The 17,281-nt window shown below is 34.1% G+C and carries 15 protein-coding genes; 6 read left to right on the top strand and 9 right to left on the bottom strand.

Annotated features, from left to right (window positions below; translation table 11 throughout):
- Window positions 1-86 precede the first annotated feature (86 nt).
- The 3 genes from BM296_RS16050 to murA all read left to right on the top strand — a co-directional run bounded on the left by BM296_RS16050 (window position 87) and on the right by murA (window position 2,442).
- Window positions 87-374 carry a DUF493 family protein gene (locus tag BM296_RS16050; protein ID WP_027066839.1) on the top strand — a complete coding sequence of 96 codons (288 nt, stop codon included), beginning with the start codon at window positions 87-89 and terminating at the stop codon, window positions 372-374.
- 81 nt (window positions 375-455) lie between these two features.
- Window positions 456-1,118, top strand: a complete 663-nt coding sequence (locus BM296_RS16055) for a DUF4290 domain-containing protein (protein ID WP_027066840.1) — start codon at window positions 456-458, stop codon at window positions 1,116-1,118.
- A 16-nt stretch (window positions 1,119-1,134) separates the two neighbouring features.
- The gene (murA, locus tag BM296_RS16060; protein WP_027066841.1) at window positions 1,135-2,442 is read left to right on the top strand and encodes a UDP-N-acetylglucosamine 1-carboxyvinyltransferase; all 1,308 of its coding nucleotides are present in this window, start codon (window positions 1,135-1,137) and stop codon (window positions 2,440-2,442) included.
- A gap of 82 nt (window positions 2,443-2,524) precedes the next feature.
- On the opposite strand, the gene BM296_RS16065 is transcribed toward murA, so the two are convergent.
- The 3 genes from BM296_RS16065 to BM296_RS16075 form a co-directional block, all read right to left on the bottom strand.
- Window positions 2,525-3,523 (bottom strand): pirin family protein, encoded by a 999-nt coding sequence (locus BM296_RS16065; protein ID WP_091904473.1) that lies wholly within the window; start codon window positions 3,521-3,523, stop codon window positions 2,525-2,527.
- 24 nt (window positions 3,524-3,547) lie between these two features.
- Window positions 3,548-3,991, bottom strand: a complete 444-nt coding sequence (locus BM296_RS16070) for a VOC family protein (protein ID WP_027066843.1) — start codon at window positions 3,989-3,991, stop codon at window positions 3,548-3,550.
- An 82-nt stretch (window positions 3,992-4,073) separates the two neighbouring features.
- On the bottom strand, window positions 4,074-5,501 hold the full coding sequence (locus tag BM296_RS16075) for an amidohydrolase (RefSeq protein WP_091904475.1): 1,428 nt from the start codon (window positions 5,499-5,501) through the stop codon (window positions 4,074-4,076).
- Between the two features lie 226 nt (window positions 5,502-5,727).
- On the opposite strand from BM296_RS16075, the gene BM296_RS16080 reads away from it, so the two are divergent.
- On the top strand, window positions 5,728-6,777 hold the full coding sequence (locus BM296_RS16080; RefSeq protein ID WP_091904477.1) for a DUF6340 family protein: 1,050 nt from the start codon (window positions 5,728-5,730) through the stop codon (window positions 6,775-6,777).
- Window positions 6,778-6,779: 2 nt separating this feature from the next.
- Here BM296_RS16080 and BM296_RS16085 read toward each other — a convergent pair whose 3' ends face one another.
- From BM296_RS16085 to BM296_RS16095, 3 genes are read right to left on the bottom strand one after another with little or no spacing between them, the layout of a single operon-like run.
- The gene (locus BM296_RS16085) at window positions 6,780-8,090 is read right to left on the bottom strand and encodes a cryptochrome/photolyase family protein (RefSeq protein ID WP_091904479.1); all 1,311 of its coding nucleotides are present in this window, start codon (window positions 8,088-8,090) and stop codon (window positions 6,780-6,782) included.
- The gene (locus BM296_RS16090; protein WP_091904481.1) at window positions 8,091-8,780 is read right to left on the bottom strand and encodes an SDR family NAD(P)-dependent oxidoreductase; all 690 of its coding nucleotides are present in this window, start codon (window positions 8,778-8,780) and stop codon (window positions 8,091-8,093) included.
- On the bottom strand, window positions 8,781-9,278 hold the full coding sequence (locus BM296_RS16095; protein WP_091904483.1) for an SRPBCC family protein: 498 nt from the start codon (window positions 9,276-9,278) through the stop codon (window positions 8,781-8,783). It abuts the gene before it with no gap.
- A gap of 171 nt (window positions 9,279-9,449) precedes the next feature.
- Here BM296_RS16095 and BM296_RS16100 point away from each other — a divergent pair, with 171 nt between their 5' ends.
- Entirely contained in the window at window positions 9,450-10,676 is a 1,227-nt protein-coding gene (locus tag BM296_RS16100; protein WP_091904485.1) for a YjiK family protein, read from the top strand.
- A gap of 90 nt (window positions 10,677-10,766) precedes the next feature.
- Window positions 10,767-11,612, top strand: coding sequence for a DUF2911 domain-containing protein (locus BM296_RS16105; protein ID WP_091904487.1), 846 nt, complete (start codon window positions 10,767-10,769; stop codon window positions 11,610-11,612).
- A gap of 73 nt (window positions 11,613-11,685) precedes the next feature.
- Here BM296_RS16105 and galK read toward each other — a convergent pair whose 3' ends face one another.
- From galK to BM296_RS16120, 3 genes are all read right to left on the bottom strand, one after another.
- Window positions 11,686-12,843 (bottom strand): galactokinase, encoded by a 1,158-nt coding sequence (galK, locus tag BM296_RS16110; protein WP_091904489.1) that lies wholly within the window; start codon window positions 12,841-12,843, stop codon window positions 11,686-11,688.
- 27 nt (window positions 12,844-12,870) lie between these two features.
- The gene (locus BM296_RS16115) at window positions 12,871-14,607 is read right to left on the bottom strand and encodes a sodium:solute symporter family protein (protein ID WP_091904491.1); all 1,737 of its coding nucleotides are present in this window, start codon (window positions 14,605-14,607) and stop codon (window positions 12,871-12,873) included.
- 111 nt (window positions 14,608-14,718) lie between these two features.
- Complete coding sequence (locus BM296_RS16120; protein ID WP_091904493.1) at window positions 14,719-17,250, bottom strand: PIG-L family deacetylase; 2,532 nt, start codon at window positions 17,248-17,250, stop codon at window positions 14,719-14,721.
- Window positions 17,251-17,281 lie beyond the last annotated feature (31 nt).

Raw genomic sequence — 17,281 nt, forward strand, 5'->3', positions numbered from 1 at the left:
CTCAAAATTTATGAATACAAAAGTACATAAACCAAGAGTATTAAAAAACTGGTACATTACACTTATCTTTGCATAAAACACTAGTTATGGACGAAAATAACCCAGTTGAATTTTATAAAAAATTAAAGGAGCAATTAACAGAAACGTCAAAATGGCCTTCTAACTACTTATATAAATTTATTGTAGAGACAGAAACAGATAAAATAGATCGTATAAATACCATATTTGATAATATGGGTGCGGTTATTGACTTGAAGAAATCTAAGAACGGTAAATATACCAGTGTTTCTATTAGAGTAGATTTAGCCAGTCCGGACGAGGTGATTGCAAAATATAAAGAAGTAGGGGCTATAGAGGGCGTTATCTCCTTGTAAAATAGCTTTTCATCTATAATTTTATTAATTTGGCATCGTTATAAGAATACTTCTCAAACACATTAAGCTAAAATTTTCAATTTGCAATTAGTAGAAAACCTAGAATATAATACGGAGCGTGAGCATTTGATTATTCCTGAATATGGTCGTCATTTTCAAAAAATGGTTAACCATGCAGTATCAATTGAAGACCGTGAAGAAAGAAATAAAGTAGCGCAGGCCATTATTAGCGTTATGGGGAACTTACAGCCTCATTTACGTGATGTGCCAGATTTTCAACATAAACTTTGGGATCAGTTGTTTATTATGTCCGATTTTAAGTTGGATGTAGATTCTCCTTTTCCAATTACCTCAAAAGAGGTATTAAGACAAAGACCAGAAGCTTTAGAATACCCACAGAATTTTCCAAAATACAGATTTTATGGTAATAACATAAAACGTATGATAGATGTAGCTGTAGAGTGGGAGAAAGGTGATAAGCGCTCTGGGCTGGAGTATGCTATTGCTAACCACATGAAGAAATGCTATTTAAATTGGAATAAAGATGTTGTAGATGATACAGCAATTTTCAAGCATTTGTTTGAATTGAGTGATGGTCGTATAGATTTAGCCGCAGAAGGAGAAAGTTTGACGGATAGTGGTCAGTTCCTTAAAAATAGAGTTGCTAAAACTCCGAGGTCAAACTCGAACTCGAACAAGAAAAATCAAAGAAATAATAATAACCGCGGTAAAAAACGCTATTAAATTTCCACTTCTCTAGATGGGGACATTCAAAATTGAAGGAGGGCATCAGTTATCTGGTGAAATAACCCCTCAAGGAGCAAAGAACGAAGCACTTCAAATACTTTGCGCAGTACTACTTACAGACGAAAAGGTAACCATCAATAATATTCCTGATATTGTTGATGTAAATAAGCTTATAGCTCTTTTAGAGGATTTAGGCGTAAAAATCCAGAAAAAAGGTAAGGGTTCATATACATTTAAGGCAGACGATATAAATTTAGATTATCTACAGTCTGATCAATTTAAACAAGATGGTAGAGGTCTGCGGGGCTCAATTATGCTTGTAGGACCTTTATTGGCACGTTTTGGCAAAGGATATATACCTAAGCCAGGTGGAGATAAAATTGGTCGTAGACGTTTAGATACTCATTTTGAAGGCTTTATAAAACTTGGTGCTAAATTTCGTTACAACAGAGAAGAGTATTTCTATGGTGTAGAGGCAGATAAGTTAAAAGGTACTTATATGTTGTTAGATGAGGCTTCTGTAACAGGGACTGCCAACATAGTTATGGCCGCTGTATTAGCGGAAGGCCAGACAACAATATACAATGCTGCATGCGAGCCTTATTTACAACAGTTATGTAAAATGTTGAATAGAATGGGCGCCAAAATTTCAGGGGTTGGTTCTAATCTTTTAGTTATTGATGGTGTAGATAAATTAGGTGGTACGGATCACCGTATGTTACCTGATATGATTGAAATTGGTAGCTGGATAGGTTTAGCTGCAATGACCAAAAGTGAATTGACGATTAAAGACGTTAGTTGGGATGACTTGGGTCAAATACCAACAGTGTTCGGCAAGTTAGGTATCACATTAGAAAGAAAAGGTGATGATATTTATATTCCTGCTCACAAAGACGGATACGAAATACAAAATTATATAGATGGTTCTATTTTGACCATTGCAGATGCTCCTTGGCCAGGATTAACTCCTGATTTATTGAGTATTATTTTAGTAGTGGCAACACAATCGAGGGGAGAAGTTCTAATTCATCAAAAGATGTTTGAAAGCCGCTTATTCTTCGTAGATAAGTTGTTGGACATGGGAGCAAAAGTAATTTTGTGCGACCCGCACAGAGCTACGGTAATTGGTCATGATTTTCAGTCTACTCTAAAAGCTACTACAATGACATCACCAGATATTAGAGCAGGTGTTTCATTATTAATTGCTGCTTTATCGGCGAAAGGGACTTCTACTATTCATAATATTGAACAGATAGATCGTGGGTACGAGAATATAGACGAAAGACTACGTGCCATAGGTGCTAAAATTACAAGGATTTAAGTATTTATTTACACGATATAAAAAACTCCATAATTAGATACCAATCTAATTATGGAGTTTTTATTTAAGTTCTATTTTGAAACTATTTTTCTACTATTGTTCCGTCGGGATATTTAGCAAATCTACCTCGTTCGTTTTCATGTGTTTGGTCTGGGTATCGCCACGGCCATCCACCAAATTGTGTCAATCTAAATTCTTCCATGGCCTTTTGTAATTCCTCATCCGTATTCATAACGAAAGGTCCATATTTAGCTACAGGTTCATTTATTGGTTTTCCTTGTAGAACTAAAAGATGAGCATTAGAGCCTATAGCTTTTAGAGTGATCTCATTTGTTGAATCAACTTCAATTCCATGATTTGGCTGTATTGACTCACCAGCAATTTCTATGGTTTCTCCCTCATAAAAATAAATTGTTCGTATAGTGTTTTTTTGAGCTTTTGGTAAATTAATAGTGCCGGTTGCGTTAATTTTTATGTTCCAAATAGCAACATCGTTTTCATCATCAGCTGCCCATGAATCGGGCGCTGGACTTTGTGCCTGTGTTGAATTGAAGCTACCTGCAATAACTTTAATAGTTCCATTTTCATACTTAATAAATGGAATATCTTCATGCCATAACATTTTAAAATGTGGGTCAACGAATTTACTTTTTCTAGGTAGATTAAGCCATATTTGAAAAAGCTCTAGCGTATTTTCTTTATCGGTATGTACTAGCGGAAACATTTCGGAATGTTGAACACCGCTACCAGCGGTCATCCATTGTACATCTCCTTCTCCAAAACGACCTGCTGCACCTAATGAATCTGAATGATCACAGAATCCTTTGTTTACTACAGTGATAGTTTCGAATCCACGATGTGGGTGTGCAGGAAATCCTGGTATAGTTGTACCATGGTACATTCTATAACCATCTTTAATAGTAAAATCATTTCCCAAATTTCTTCCTTCTAAAGAATCATCAGGACCTAATTCCCCATTTCCTTTAGGATATTTATCTAAATGATATACACAGAATAAAAAAGGATCTTGAGTTTGCCAGGGGAAACCTAACTGAAAAACATTTTTTATGATACTTTTCATATGATTATTGAACTAGGTGATGGTTTAATGAACTGCATTGTTAATTTCAACCCAATTGTTTTCCGGGTCTTTTAAGTAAATCTGACGGACTCCGTCAGCTCTCAGAGTTACTGAATTCTCTTTGCCTGGCCAGTCCCAATAGGTTATCTTTTTTTCTTCTAACGAAGCAATTAGTTCATCTAATTTTTGTGTAGCTAAACATAAGTGTACGCTTTTACTATGTTTCATGGCTACACTATCTTTTCCTATTAAATGTAATTGTGAATTTCCTTGAATAACAAACCACTTAAAACCAGAAGGTGCAGAGGGATGCGGAATTTCTTTTAAATTTAAAATGTCTTTGTAAAAAGCACCAACCTTGTCTAAGTCTTTAACGATGACCGAATAATGGTCGTATTGAAAATCGAAAGATTGCGCAGACAAAAACGGTCCTGAAATAAAAAGAAGTAAAACGATAATTTTTTTCATTGAAATGGTATAAGTTTAAGTGTTCAAGTTACTTAAAAATGAAAGAAGCTATCTGTTAAGATAGCTTCTTTTTAATTGTAAGTTATTCACCATCTAATGGTGGTGGACCATCGATCATTGGCTCATAGACTTCATCACCCTTACGTGTTTTAAATTCTTCTTTAACTTTGGTAACCAATTTCGGATTTTGAAATAAATCTAACATCGTCATACCCATTGCTTTAGATGCGTGTATCATACCTTTATGCCCTATAGACATGCCGCCACAAGCAACAACTGCCCAAGAATGCCAAGGTGTACCTGTAGGTGCAACTGAAACACCTAAGTTTATGTTAGGAACATTCCAACTTACATCTCCTACATCAGTAGAACCGCCACCTGGATTTTCTTCTGTTTCCTTTAAAGGGTGAACAGTTCCATCTAAACCAACTTCAGGCTTACCGGTAGCTTTTTGAATAGCCTTACCAAAAATTGTTTCCTCTTCAGTATAGGTGATTGGTCCCAATAACTCAAGATTGTTCTGCATAATTTCTCCACCAGAACGGTTTACCAAAGTTTCATATATACCAGAAACCAATGAGATTTTGTAATCGACATTTGCCATAATAGCGGCACCTTCTGCCATTGCTTTTACTCGCTCGTATGTTGGTAACATCTTTGATCTTTTAGGATCTCTAACACGAACCCAAAGTTTTGCATAATCTGGTACAACATTTACAACTTGCCCACCATCTTGTATATGGTAGTGTATTCTTGAAGTTGGTAAGATGTGTTCTCTGTAGTAGTTGATGCCTGTAGTGTATAACTCTAAAGCATCTGATGCACTACGACCGTTCCATGGATCCATAGATGCATGTGCCGCTTGACCATAAAATTCTACCACGAAATCAATTAATGATAAACCACTTTGAACATCTGCTTCTATACCTGCAGACGGGTGCCAGCTAACATTTACATCAACATCATCCCAAAGTCCAGCTTTTACCATCCATACTTTAGCAAAATATTTTTCTTCAGCAGGTGTACCTAAGAACTTTACTGTTCCTTTAATTTTACCGGCATCCATTAATTCTTTTATGGCAATGGCAGATCCAAGACTTGCTGTACCAAACATGTTATGTCCACAACCATGACCTGCAGCACCTTCTTTAAATGGCTCTTTAACAGGAGATGTTTTTTGCGATATACCAGGTAGTGCATCAAATTCACCTAGAATACTTATTACAGGACTTCCAGAGCCATAAGTAGCGGTAAATGCAGTTGGTATATCTGCAACGCCTCTAGTTACGGTTAAACCGTTCTTTTCTGCGTAATCAGCCAAAATTCTAGAAGATTCGGTTTCGTCAAATGCAGTTTCGGCAAGTGCCCAAATAGAATCACTTATTTTAATAAGTTCTTCTTTGTGTTTTTCTATAGAAGAAATAAGTTGGTTTTTGTCCTTACTCATTTTCTGAGAAAAAACAGATGCACTCATGCATAAGCATAGCGCCATTAAAAACGTTTTTTTCATTTTAGTTTGGTATTGGTTATTACAAGTTCTAAGTAAATATACCAATTTAAATTCATGGTTTTAATTTGCTATTTCATTACCATATTTCATAATATAAGAGTTTAATAATATTATACTTCAATATTTTAGATATGCTTATTTAAGCAGCATTCACATACATATTATATAATTTAATGACGCATTTTTCGTTAATTATCAAATTACCTCGTTTTAAAAATTTAGAATTATGAAAAATTTAGTGTTTAAATTATCCGTGACAGCTATATTTTTTTCAATGGTAGCCTGTAGTTCAACTAATAGAATGACTATGGGTATTACACAGCCAGCTCAAATATCTATTCCCAATGATGTTGTAAATGTGGGTGTTATCAACCGAAGTAGTGCTTCAGAAAAGAATAAAGTGTTAGATGATATCGATAAGATTTTATCTTTAGAAGGACTTAATTTGGATAAAGAGGGAGCGAAGAATGCTATTTCGGGTCTTAAGTATGAACTTGAACGCGGTAACCAATTTGATGCTGTGAAAATTATTGATAACCAAAAAGATGTTGCTAAAGGATTAAGTGTTTTTCCAGCAGAACTTTCATGGGAAATTGTTGATCGTTTGTGCAAGGAAAATGGCGTTGATGTTATTTTTTCCCTTGAATTTTATGATACGGATACTGCTGCTGACTATGAAATGACAATGGTTAATATTCCTAATAATTTAGGAATTAAGGCTAACGTGCCTGGGCATAGAATAAAATTGAACACGACGATTAAAAATGGATGGAGAATATATGATCCTTTAAACAGAACTATTGTTGATGAGTATGTTTCTAACGATAGGTTATTTTCTATGGGTGAAGGTATAAATCCTGTTAAGGCATTAGAAGCGGTCGTTGGTAGAAAAGAAGCTGTTTTAAGTACTAGCTCTAAGTTAGGGGCTAACTATGCCCTTTTTACTAGACCGGAAAAAATACGTATCGCTAGGGACTATTTTGTTAAGGGCAGTGATAATTTTGAAATTGCAAAAAGAAGAGCACAAGCAGGTGACTGGGATGGCGCAGCAGATTTATGGAATTCAGAATTAAATAATAGCAAAGCTAAAATAGCTGGTAGAGCAAATTATAACATGGCTATTAGCAATGAAATTAACGGGAATCTAACTAAGGCTATAGAATTTGCATCTAGAGCATATACAGATTACGAAACCAAAGAGGCTTTACAATATGTAAATATGCTTAAGAGGAGAGTAGTAAACCAAAAAGAACTAGAGCGTCAATTATCTAAGTAAAATTAACTTACCGCATCTTTATAGGTTTCTAAACACCGTTCTCTAGCCATTTTATGGTCTACCATTTTTTCTGGATAGTCGTCAGTGCCGTATCCTGAAATCCAAGTTTTTATATATTTTTTATCCTTATCAAATTTATCAACTTGAGTCATTGGATTGAAAATTCTAAAATATGGAGCTGCATCAACGCCGCTTCCAGCTGCCCATTGCCAATTTCCAACATTAGAACTCATTTCATAATCCAATAATTTTTCGGCAAAATAAGTTTCTCCCCATCGCCAATCAATTAAAAGGTGTTTGCAAAGAAAACTTGCAACTAACATACGTACACGATTATGCATGTATCCCGTTGCATTTAATTGTCGCATGCCGGCATCTACTAGAAGATAGCCTGTTTCACCTTTTTTCCATTTTTCAAATTCAGCCTCATTATTACGCCACTCAATGCGATCATATTTAGCTCTAAAAGCATTATCTACAGTATGTGGAAAATGATATAAGATGGTCATGAAAAACTCTCGCCATATTAATTCGCTCCAAAAAACCTTATTGTTCTCTGCTATTGCTTTTTTCATCATTTTACGAACAGATACGGTTCCAAAACGTAAATGAGGACCTAAATGTGAGGTACCATTTTCCTTGGCTGGAAAATTGCGGGTATCCTCATAATTATCAATTAACGTAGGGGTTACATCATAATCGGGAATCTCAATATCCGATTTCTTAAAACCAATAATATTAAGTGATAAATTAGGTAAACGAGAATTGGATATCAGGTTGGATAAGTACTGACTTGTGTAATGAATTTTTAAATCTTGGTCAGCATCAAATTGCTCTTGCCATTTATTTTTATAAGGAGTATACACCACGTAAGGATCACCGTCACCTTTTACAATTTCAGATTTTTCGAAAATAACTTGATCTTTGAATGTTTTAAATTCTATATTATTTTCGTTTAAAAATTCTGAAACTTTTTCATCTCTTTCTTTAGCATATGGCTCGTAGTCCCTATTGGTATACAATGACATAACTTCATACTCTTCAGTCAGATTTTTAAGAATATCCATGGGTTTACCATAATACATTGCCAAAGAGCTGTTGTGTTCTTTTTGCAACTCATTACGCATTGTCTGCAAAGTATCGTGAATAAAAGTTACTCGTGCATCATCTTCAGGTAGTTTTGAAAGTATTTCTTCGTCAAAAATGAAAATTGGAAGTACTGGATAATCTCCTTTTAATGCTTCTAAAAAACCAACATTATCATCGAGCCTTAAATCTCTTCTAAACCAAAAGATTGATATTTTTTTTGACATTTAGTTTACGTTTAAAGTTGAAAGTCCGCCATCTACTCCAATTATTTGCCCAGTCATCCAACTACTCTTGTCACTCAATAGAAAAACTGCGGTGTTAGCAATATCTTCAGCATTACCAACTCTTTTTAGTGGGTGGCGATCACTCATTAATTCTCTCTTTTTATCATTATTTAATAGTCTTTTTGCTAAGGGTGTATCTACTAATGAAGGGGCCACAACATTTACCCGAACTCTAGGCGCATATTCTGCAGCCAATGATTTTGCAAAACCCTCAATTGCACCTTTTGCAGCAGCTACACTAGTATGAAAGGGCATACCCGTACCAACAGCTACTGTGCTAAAAAAGACCATACTAGAACCTTCATTCATTTTAGATATTATTTCTTTTACTACATTAACCATAGCAAAGAAATTAAGTTGCATATCTTCTTTTATAGTTTCTAATGACATCATTTTAAAAGGTTTTAAATTAATACTACCTGGGCAGTATACAAAACCGTCTAAAGTTTCCGGTAATTCAGAAATATCTAAACTATCGGTAGTTGCATCAAAATTAAGATGTGTAATATTTTCGTGATCTAATGATTCATCTGTGCGGGAGGCAACATAAAGATGGTGAGTATCTTGTAATTCTTTAACAATAGAAAGACCGATACCATGAGAACCGCCAATTAAAAGTATATTTTTCATTTAAAATGATTTAAGTTGAAGTTGATTTGGAATATTGTTTACAGTCCCAAATAGCTCTTTTAACTTTTGTTCCCTAAACTTAAATATTTCCATTAATTGTTTTTTTACTATTAGTGGGTGGGCTAGTTGTCCTAGTAAACCAAAAGGAATTTTATAATCAATAATATCTTCCATTATAACACCTTCGTCTATTTCGTTAATAAAATGTTTGTGATGCCATAGAGCGTAAGGACCAAATCGCTGTTCGTCAACAAAGTAACTACCATGTTTAACGTGGGTTATTTCTGTAACCCATTTGGTGGTATACCCAGGAAATGGTGATACCTTATATTGAATTATTTGTCCTGGAAACATTTCTCTATCTGCACCTGAAAGTATATTAAAACCCATATGTTTAGGGGTAATAACTTTTAAATTAGCAGGATCCGATAAAAAATTCCAAGCTTCTTCCTTAGAAATAGGTAACGCTTGCTTAGAATGTAGTTGATATAATTTCATATACTTAATTTGGACATGGATGAATTCCTTATTTGTCTAACAATATTCAAAAATAGTTAAACATTATTAAAAATACTTTTTTAATGGGTTAAAAATTAACTTTATCGATTAAATTGAATTTAGGTCTCTTAAATACAAGGGATTAACTTTATTCTAGTTTATTTTGCAACAATGAAAATTTTCTATCAATACATAGCTACTATTATATTGTTCATTTACTCAGCGTATTCAACCGCTCAAGAGAATGTGCAAACTGTAGGTAATTTACCTGATGAAATATTTGAAACTTCTGGTTTAATTTATTTTAATGGAAATCTAATAACACATAACGATTCTGGTAATGCGGCTGTATTATATGAGTTAGATACATTATCACTTACTATTGAAAGAAGAGTAACGATTTCTAATGTTTCTAATATTGATTGGGAGGCTATTTCTCAAGATGAGAATTATATTTATATAGGTGATTTTGGTAACAATGTAGGCATTAGAACTGATTTGGCTGTACATAGAGTTTTGAAAGACGATTACTTAAATTCCGATATAGTTACTGCTACTACTATTAATTTTTCATATGAGGATCAACAAAACTTAGAAAATAATGGAAATAGTGATTGGGATGCAGAAGCATTTTTTGTTGTTGATGGAAGTATCATAATTTTAACAAAGCAATGGAAAAGCTTAGGTTCTGTAGCCTATGAGTTTCCTAAATTACCAGGAACATATGTAGCTAGTAGAGTAGGAGCCGTAGAAAATGTAGGCTTAATAACCGAAGCATCTTATGACCTAGAAACTAATAGGCTAGTTGTTATTGGGTATTCTTCTATCTTAAGTCCGTTTGTTGGTATTATTGAAAGTTTAAATTTAAATTCAGTTTTTGATGGATTTATACAGCAATCACTTGGTCTTAATTTTATACAGGCAGAAGGTTTAACACAAACGAGTTCTTCTTCTTATTTCTTTTCTTCGGAATATTATTCTAGACAAACCCCTACAATTGAATCGCCTTCAAGATTATTTTCATTTCAAATCCCAGATGTTGTTACAGAAGAACCGGAAATTCCTGAAGAACCTGAGAATCCGGAGGAACCTGAAACTCCAGAAGAACCTGAAAATGAGGAAAATCCTTCTGAACCAGAACTGCCGGAAAATGATGATGTAGAAGATAAAGTTATAATCTATAGAGACAATACATCAAATCAATATTATTATTCAATAGCTACAGAAAAGACTGTATTCGGTCAAATAATTTATGATTTATCGGGAAGACAGATTTGGGAAAATTCTGGTGAAATAGGAAAGAAAGGTATTATCACTCATCCTCTAGAATCTTCTATTTATTATTTGGCATTATATCTTGAAGATGGTGTAGTGGCAACTTCATTTGCGGTTTATTAAAAAAGCAGTCACGTATTTAAGATTTTGTTAACATTTCTAGCCCTCCTTTATAAGTAGTTTTGCGATTATAAACTAATTAGCAAAATAATTATGAACAAAGTAGTACTCTTTTTATTGGCAATTGTAGCTTCCTTAACTGTTGAAGCTCAAATAAATACCCCTGCCCCAAGTCCTTCTGCAAAATTAATGCAGACAGTAGGTTTAACAGAAGTAAGCATAGACTATTCTAGACCTTCTATGAGAGGTAGAAAAGTGTTTGGTAATTTGGTTCCTTTTGACAAATTATGGCGTACAGGAGCTAATGGTTATACTTTAGTAACATTTGATACTGATGTAACTATTGCAGGAAAAGATGTGAAAGCAGGAACATATTCTATATTCACTAAACCAGGTGCTTCTAAATGGGAGGTTTACATCTATACAGATATTGTTGGTGGTGGTACTCCAAGTAATTGGGACGATAGTAAAGTAGTTGCTCAGTTATCTGCAACTGTTCATAATATTGAAATGCCTGTTGAGACGTTTACGATCACTTTTGATGATGTAACAGGAAATGGCGCAAATATTGGTATTATTTGGGAAAACACTTATGTTGCAATACCTTTCTCTGTACCTACAGATGCTACTGTTATGAGTAGTATTGATAAAGTTTTAAGCGGTCCGTCTGCTGAGGATTACTACGCTGCAGCTGTTTATTACTCAAGCGAGGGAAAAGATATCAATAAAGCTAAAGAATGGATGGGCAAAGCAATGTCGATGACTGAAAAGCCTGCATTCTGGCAACTAAGACAACAGTCTTTAATATTGGCTAAAGCTGGTGATAAAAAGGGAGCTATAGAAGCTGCAAAGAAATCATTGGCAGGAGCTACTGCAGCTGGTAACAACGATTACATTAAAATGAATAACGATTCATTAAAAGAGTGGGGTTCTAAATAAGAAAAACCTTTTATAAAATTTAAAAAGTCCGTGTTTTAAAGCACGGACTTTTTTATGAATTATAATTTAATCTTTATTCGAAAACCTTGACACCGTCATCTATGGACAAAGGATAATATTCAGCATCAATACCGGTTTGGTCCTTATATTGTTGAAGTAAAGAATTAATACTTTCATCTAGCGTATCTGTTTGTACGAGGTTTATAGTGCAACCACCAAAGCCACCGCCCATCATTCTAGAGCCTAATACACCTTCTAATCCTTCACCTATTTTTACCAACGTATCTAATTCCGTAGTAGTTATTTCATATTCTATAGACATGGCCCAATGCCCCTTTCTTAGAATCTCACCAACCGCTAATGCATCACCCAAAGTTAAGACTTTAATCATTTGGCGAACACGGTCATTTTCTTCGATGACATACTTTGCCCGCTTAATATCAATACTATTAGAAACATTAACTAAACTGTTTAGATCTACTAAAGTAACGTCTCGTAACGATTTAATTTCAGGTCTACTTTTTTGAACTCCTTTAACGATATTTTCACAAGAAATTCGTCGTTTGTTGTACTCTGAATCAACAGCCAAATTATGTTTTATATTAGAGTTTACAAGTACCCAACTATAGCCATTAAGGTTAATGGGAATATAATTATGACTTAAGTCTTTACAATCTAGTAAAAATGCATTTCCTTTTTTACCAAAGAGAACTGCATATTGGTCCATTAAACCACAATTAAGTCCAATTTTATGTTCAGCTTCTTGGGCAATTAATGCTATTTTTTCTCTAGAAATACTTTTACCTGATACTTTGGTAATCGCATAGATAAAACCACAGCAAAGTGCCGCGGATGAGGAAAGGCCCGATCCAATAGGAATATCTCCACCAAAAACACAATCCATGCCTTTTAGCGGATAATCCTTAGATACCAAAATCTCTATGATTGCTTTAAAATAATTTCCCCAAAAAGAATTAAAAGGATTATGGTGACTATTAAGTTGAAATTCTATTTTCTCCGGTTGTGTTAAAAACGTTTCAATCCGTATGCTGTTAAGGTCATTTCCAGAGACAGCAAAATAAATACCTTTTTCAATAGATGCCGGTAATACTAATCCTTCATTATAGTCTGTATGCTCACCAATTAAATTAATTCTTCCCGGTGCTTTTATAAGGGTGGGAGATTTACTGTAATGCTCTTCAAAATAAGTTACAATTTTTTTATGTACCATTGAATATTTTAAAATGTGCCTAATTTCTTAAGCTGATGGTAAGGGTTTTTTAAGCATTCTGTCAAAGGCTTCAAATATAAAGGATATTGAAATGACAAAGGCAGCACCAAAAAAGTTAAGCCATAAATAACCTAGTTTTTCTTGACCAGAAGGATAAATATGAATTAAGTAGTAATAAATAATACATATTATAACTTGTGTTACTACTGCTGCGAAGAATACAGCATTTCCTTTTATAAACTTAAAGAAGAATGCAATAAGAAAAATACCTAACACATTACCGTAAAAGATACTACCGATAATATTTACCAACTGAATTAAATTATCGAAAAGATTGGCTACACAAGCAATTAATATAGCAACTATTCCCCAAATTAAGGTGAAGAATTTAGAGGCCTTTACATAATGCTCTTCGCTTAATGCAGTATTTTGTCTATTTCGCTTATATAAGTCTAATGCGGTAATAGTACCTAATGCATTTAGTTCTGAAGCAGTAGATGACATTGCGGCAGATAAAATAACAGCTAGTAAAAGACCCACTAAACCAGTGGGTAAATTATGGAGTATAAAGTGAATGAATACATAATCTTTATCGTTAGTTTCGACAGTTTTGTTTGCTTGACTAATTAGTGATTTTGCAGCTACACGATTAGTACTATCTTTTTGATTAATTCTTATTATTTGTTTTTTGGCATCCTCAACGGCTGTGAACTCTTTTATCTCTAATGCAGCAGAGAACTTATTCTGTGCAATTCTTTTCTCTGCCTCAAGTGCAACTTGGCCTTCTTGTAATAATTTATAATCTTCTGCATAGCTTGATTCCATTACTGCTTGTGTGGCAGATGGATTAAAATTTAATGGAGACGGATTATATTGATAAAAAACAAATACCATTACACCTACCAATAAAATAAAGAATTGCATCGGTATTTTTAAAATGGCATTAAAAATAAGACCTAACTGACTTTCTCTTACAGATTTACCGGATAAATAACGTTGCACCTGACTTTGATCGGTACCGAAGTAAGCAAGAAATAAGAAGAGACCACCTGTAATTCCACTCCAAAAAGTATATCTGCTTGAAGTATCTAAATCAAAATTTAATATTTCTAATTTATTACTGGCCCCAGCAATTTTCATCGCTTTGCTAAATGTAATGTCTGATGGTAAATACCCTAAAATAAAGAAAAAGGTAATGAACATACCAGTCATGATAATGAACATTTGCTGCTTTTGCGTAACGCTAACAGCTTTTGTACCACCAGATACTGTATAGATAATTACTAGTGTGCCTATTATAATATTTAATGTACGTAAGTCCCAACCCAATACTGCAGATAAAATTATAGAAGGAGCAAATATGGTAATACCTGCAGCTAAACCTCTTTGGATTAAAAATAGCACTGCAGCTAAAGAACGAGTTTTAAGATCAAACCTGCCTTCAAGAAACTCATAGGCGGTGTAAACCTTCATTTTATGGTATAAAGGAACAAATACCATACAGATGATAATCATGGCAAAGGGTAGTCCAAAATAGAACTGTACGAAGCCCATACCATCGTGAAAAGCTTGGCCTGGTGTAGATAAAAAAGTAATTGCACTGGCTTGGGTGGCCATTACTGATAAACCTATTGTCCACCATTTAGAGTCATTACCACCACGTACGTAATCATTTACGTTTTTACTTCCTTTGGTTTTCCATACACCGTAGACTACAATGAAGAGAAGTGTGCCGGCAAGAATAATCCAGTCTAATCCTTCCATATTAATTAAATGAGGTCATTACGTAATAAAAAATAAGAACATATATGAGGTTGAGTATAAGCACAATGCTATACTCTTTTTTCCAAGTTTTATTTTCGTCCCGTGCTTTGCTCATCCTTTAATTTTCTCTTTCTTTTCCACTTTGTCCTTACCTATAGATAGCATATTTGAAAACAATTTATATGCTCCTGGCACGCCAACCGGTAATTCTCTGAAAAAACTTAGTCCTGTATAAATATAGTTACCCTTTCCGTAAGGGGCAATTAACAAGCTACCTTTTGTTGAATCTTCTCCCTCATCGTGCATCTCTAAAACCGGAGTAAATTCGTCTGCCCATTTATTCGGAAAATACAATCCGCGCTCTTGTACCCAACCATTAAAATCAGCTTGATCTATTTTGTTTGGAAAATTTACTAACGAATGTTCTTTTGCGATTATTTCAACATTAGAATTTTCGTTAGTAACACGGTCTCTTGATATCTCTAATTTGAACGGAGCAATATTTTCAAATTGATTACCCCATCTACTGGCTGTATTGTATTGCACAATTACTGTACCACCATTTTTTGCGTAATCAAGAATAAATCGTTGTTTAAATTTTAATTCATCTATAACATTATAAGCTCTAATACCTAAAACAACAGCATCATATTTTTGTAATGATTCTTTTGTAATAGTTGTAGGGTCAATTAGTTGAACATTATATCCTATTTGTTCTAAACTTGTAGGTACTTCATCGCCAGCACCCATTATATAGCCAATATTTTCTCCAGCTTTTTCAATGTTTAGACGAACAACTTTTGCCTCTGATGGTAATAGGACTGTTTGGGTGGGCACATGATCATATTCAATAGTTACCAGCTCCTTGTTAATTTCATTTCCATTTAATCTTATAATAGGGGAGATGCTGCTTTCATTTTCGGTTGCTGGCGGACTCAATGTAAAAAATACTGTTTGCTCATCACCTTTCTTAGCTATTGTAAATGGTTGCGATTTTTTGTCCACTTGCCAACTAGATTCGTATTTTAATTCAATAGTACCAGAAATACTGTCTTTATGAGCCTTAATGGTAACTGGAATTCTTTTTGAGGATGCATTTGCAAAGATTAATACTTTATCTGCAAAACTTGCGGTAGCCTCAGGAACAATTTCAAAAGGTTGATGTATTTCTCCTTTTTCAGGTTTTGCATATTTGTACATTACAGGCTTAACAATGGGAATGGCTATACCATTAATTTCAATATTAAAAATTGCATTGAAAGCTTTAGGTGTTTCTGGTTTACCTATTAATTCTGTATTGGTTACCGTATAAGTACCTAATGTGCCCTTTTCCATTAACCAATAAGGACTAGTGAATTTTGTGGTTGTTGGAATGGTAAGTTTTACTTTCTTTTCTAATGATTTATTATTGTTTAAAACAACGTTACCTATATTTATACTTTGTTCGTTTAAGAATAAAGATTTCAATTTAATATCGATATCACTTCTGTTCAATGCCTGAATTTGAACATCTACAATTTCTCCTGCGTTTGTATAAGGTGACATGGTAGAGGCTTCTAAATATAGACCTGATATAGAAGCAATAATTGTCGTTATCTCATCGGTTTTAAGCTCTTTCCAATGTTCATCAGTTGACTTTTGTAATAATTGGTAAGCTTCTAATAATGCCGGAATATGAGTTGTAGGGTTTTTGAAATTAAAATTCTCTTGAATATCATACAAAATTTCACCTATAGCTTTACCGCCATCAATTCTTGACCAAGATGTATCTATGCCGTCAAATAAATTAGATTTATCATTTGGTAAATCACCCTTTAAAAGCTCCACATATTCATCTTCTGTTCCTCTAGAAGTTAGTCTGCCAAATCCTTGACATAAATGTTGACTGCTTGCCAAAGAAGCAATTTCATTGTTAGACATACCTAGCATTGGGTAGTAGGTACCAACATCCATATGTAACATGTTGGATTTATCTGCCTCTTTAAATTTTTCTTCACTTCCGTAGAACCACCAAGACGTATTGAAAAATAAACGTTTGGGTTGCCAAGTACTAGTATTTTTTAATTGTTCTGGATACGCGTTAGCATTATTGGCAAGGTCAAAAGCTTCAAAACTCAACATTGCTGAAGAGGTGTGGTGACCGTGTGTAGATCCAGGAGTTCTATGGTCAAATCTATTGATAATTACATCTGGCTTAAACTTTCGTATCGTTCTAACTACATCTCCTAAAATAGCTTCTTTATTCCAGATTTCAAGTGTTTCACTAGGTTGTTTAGAGTACCCAAAATCATTAGCGCGACTAAAAAATTGCTCACCACCATCTACTCGTCTTGCGGCAAGTAATTCTTGTGTTCTTAAAACTCCTAAAAGTTCTCGTAATTCCGGTCCTATTAAATTTTGACCTCCATCACCTCTAGTTAATGATAAATACCCTGTTCTAGCCTTTACATTATTAGATAAATAAGAAATTAGACGCGTATTTTCATCGTCTGGATGGGCAGCTATATAAAGTGCCGTACCAAGAAAATTTAATTTTTCAATGGAATGATAAATGTCGGTTGCTGAACTATTTTTAGGGCTTTGGGCTTTAAGGGTGCTGAGTACAAAAAGACTACAGGCTATGAACCCTAATAAGTATCGCATTTTAAGTTGGTTTTGGTAGTAATTCCAAATA

Origin of the sequence: Maribacter stanieri (assembly GCF_900112245.1) — a bacterium.
GTDB lineage: Bacteria > Bacteroidota > Bacteroidia > Flavobacteriales > Flavobacteriaceae > Maribacter > Maribacter stanieri.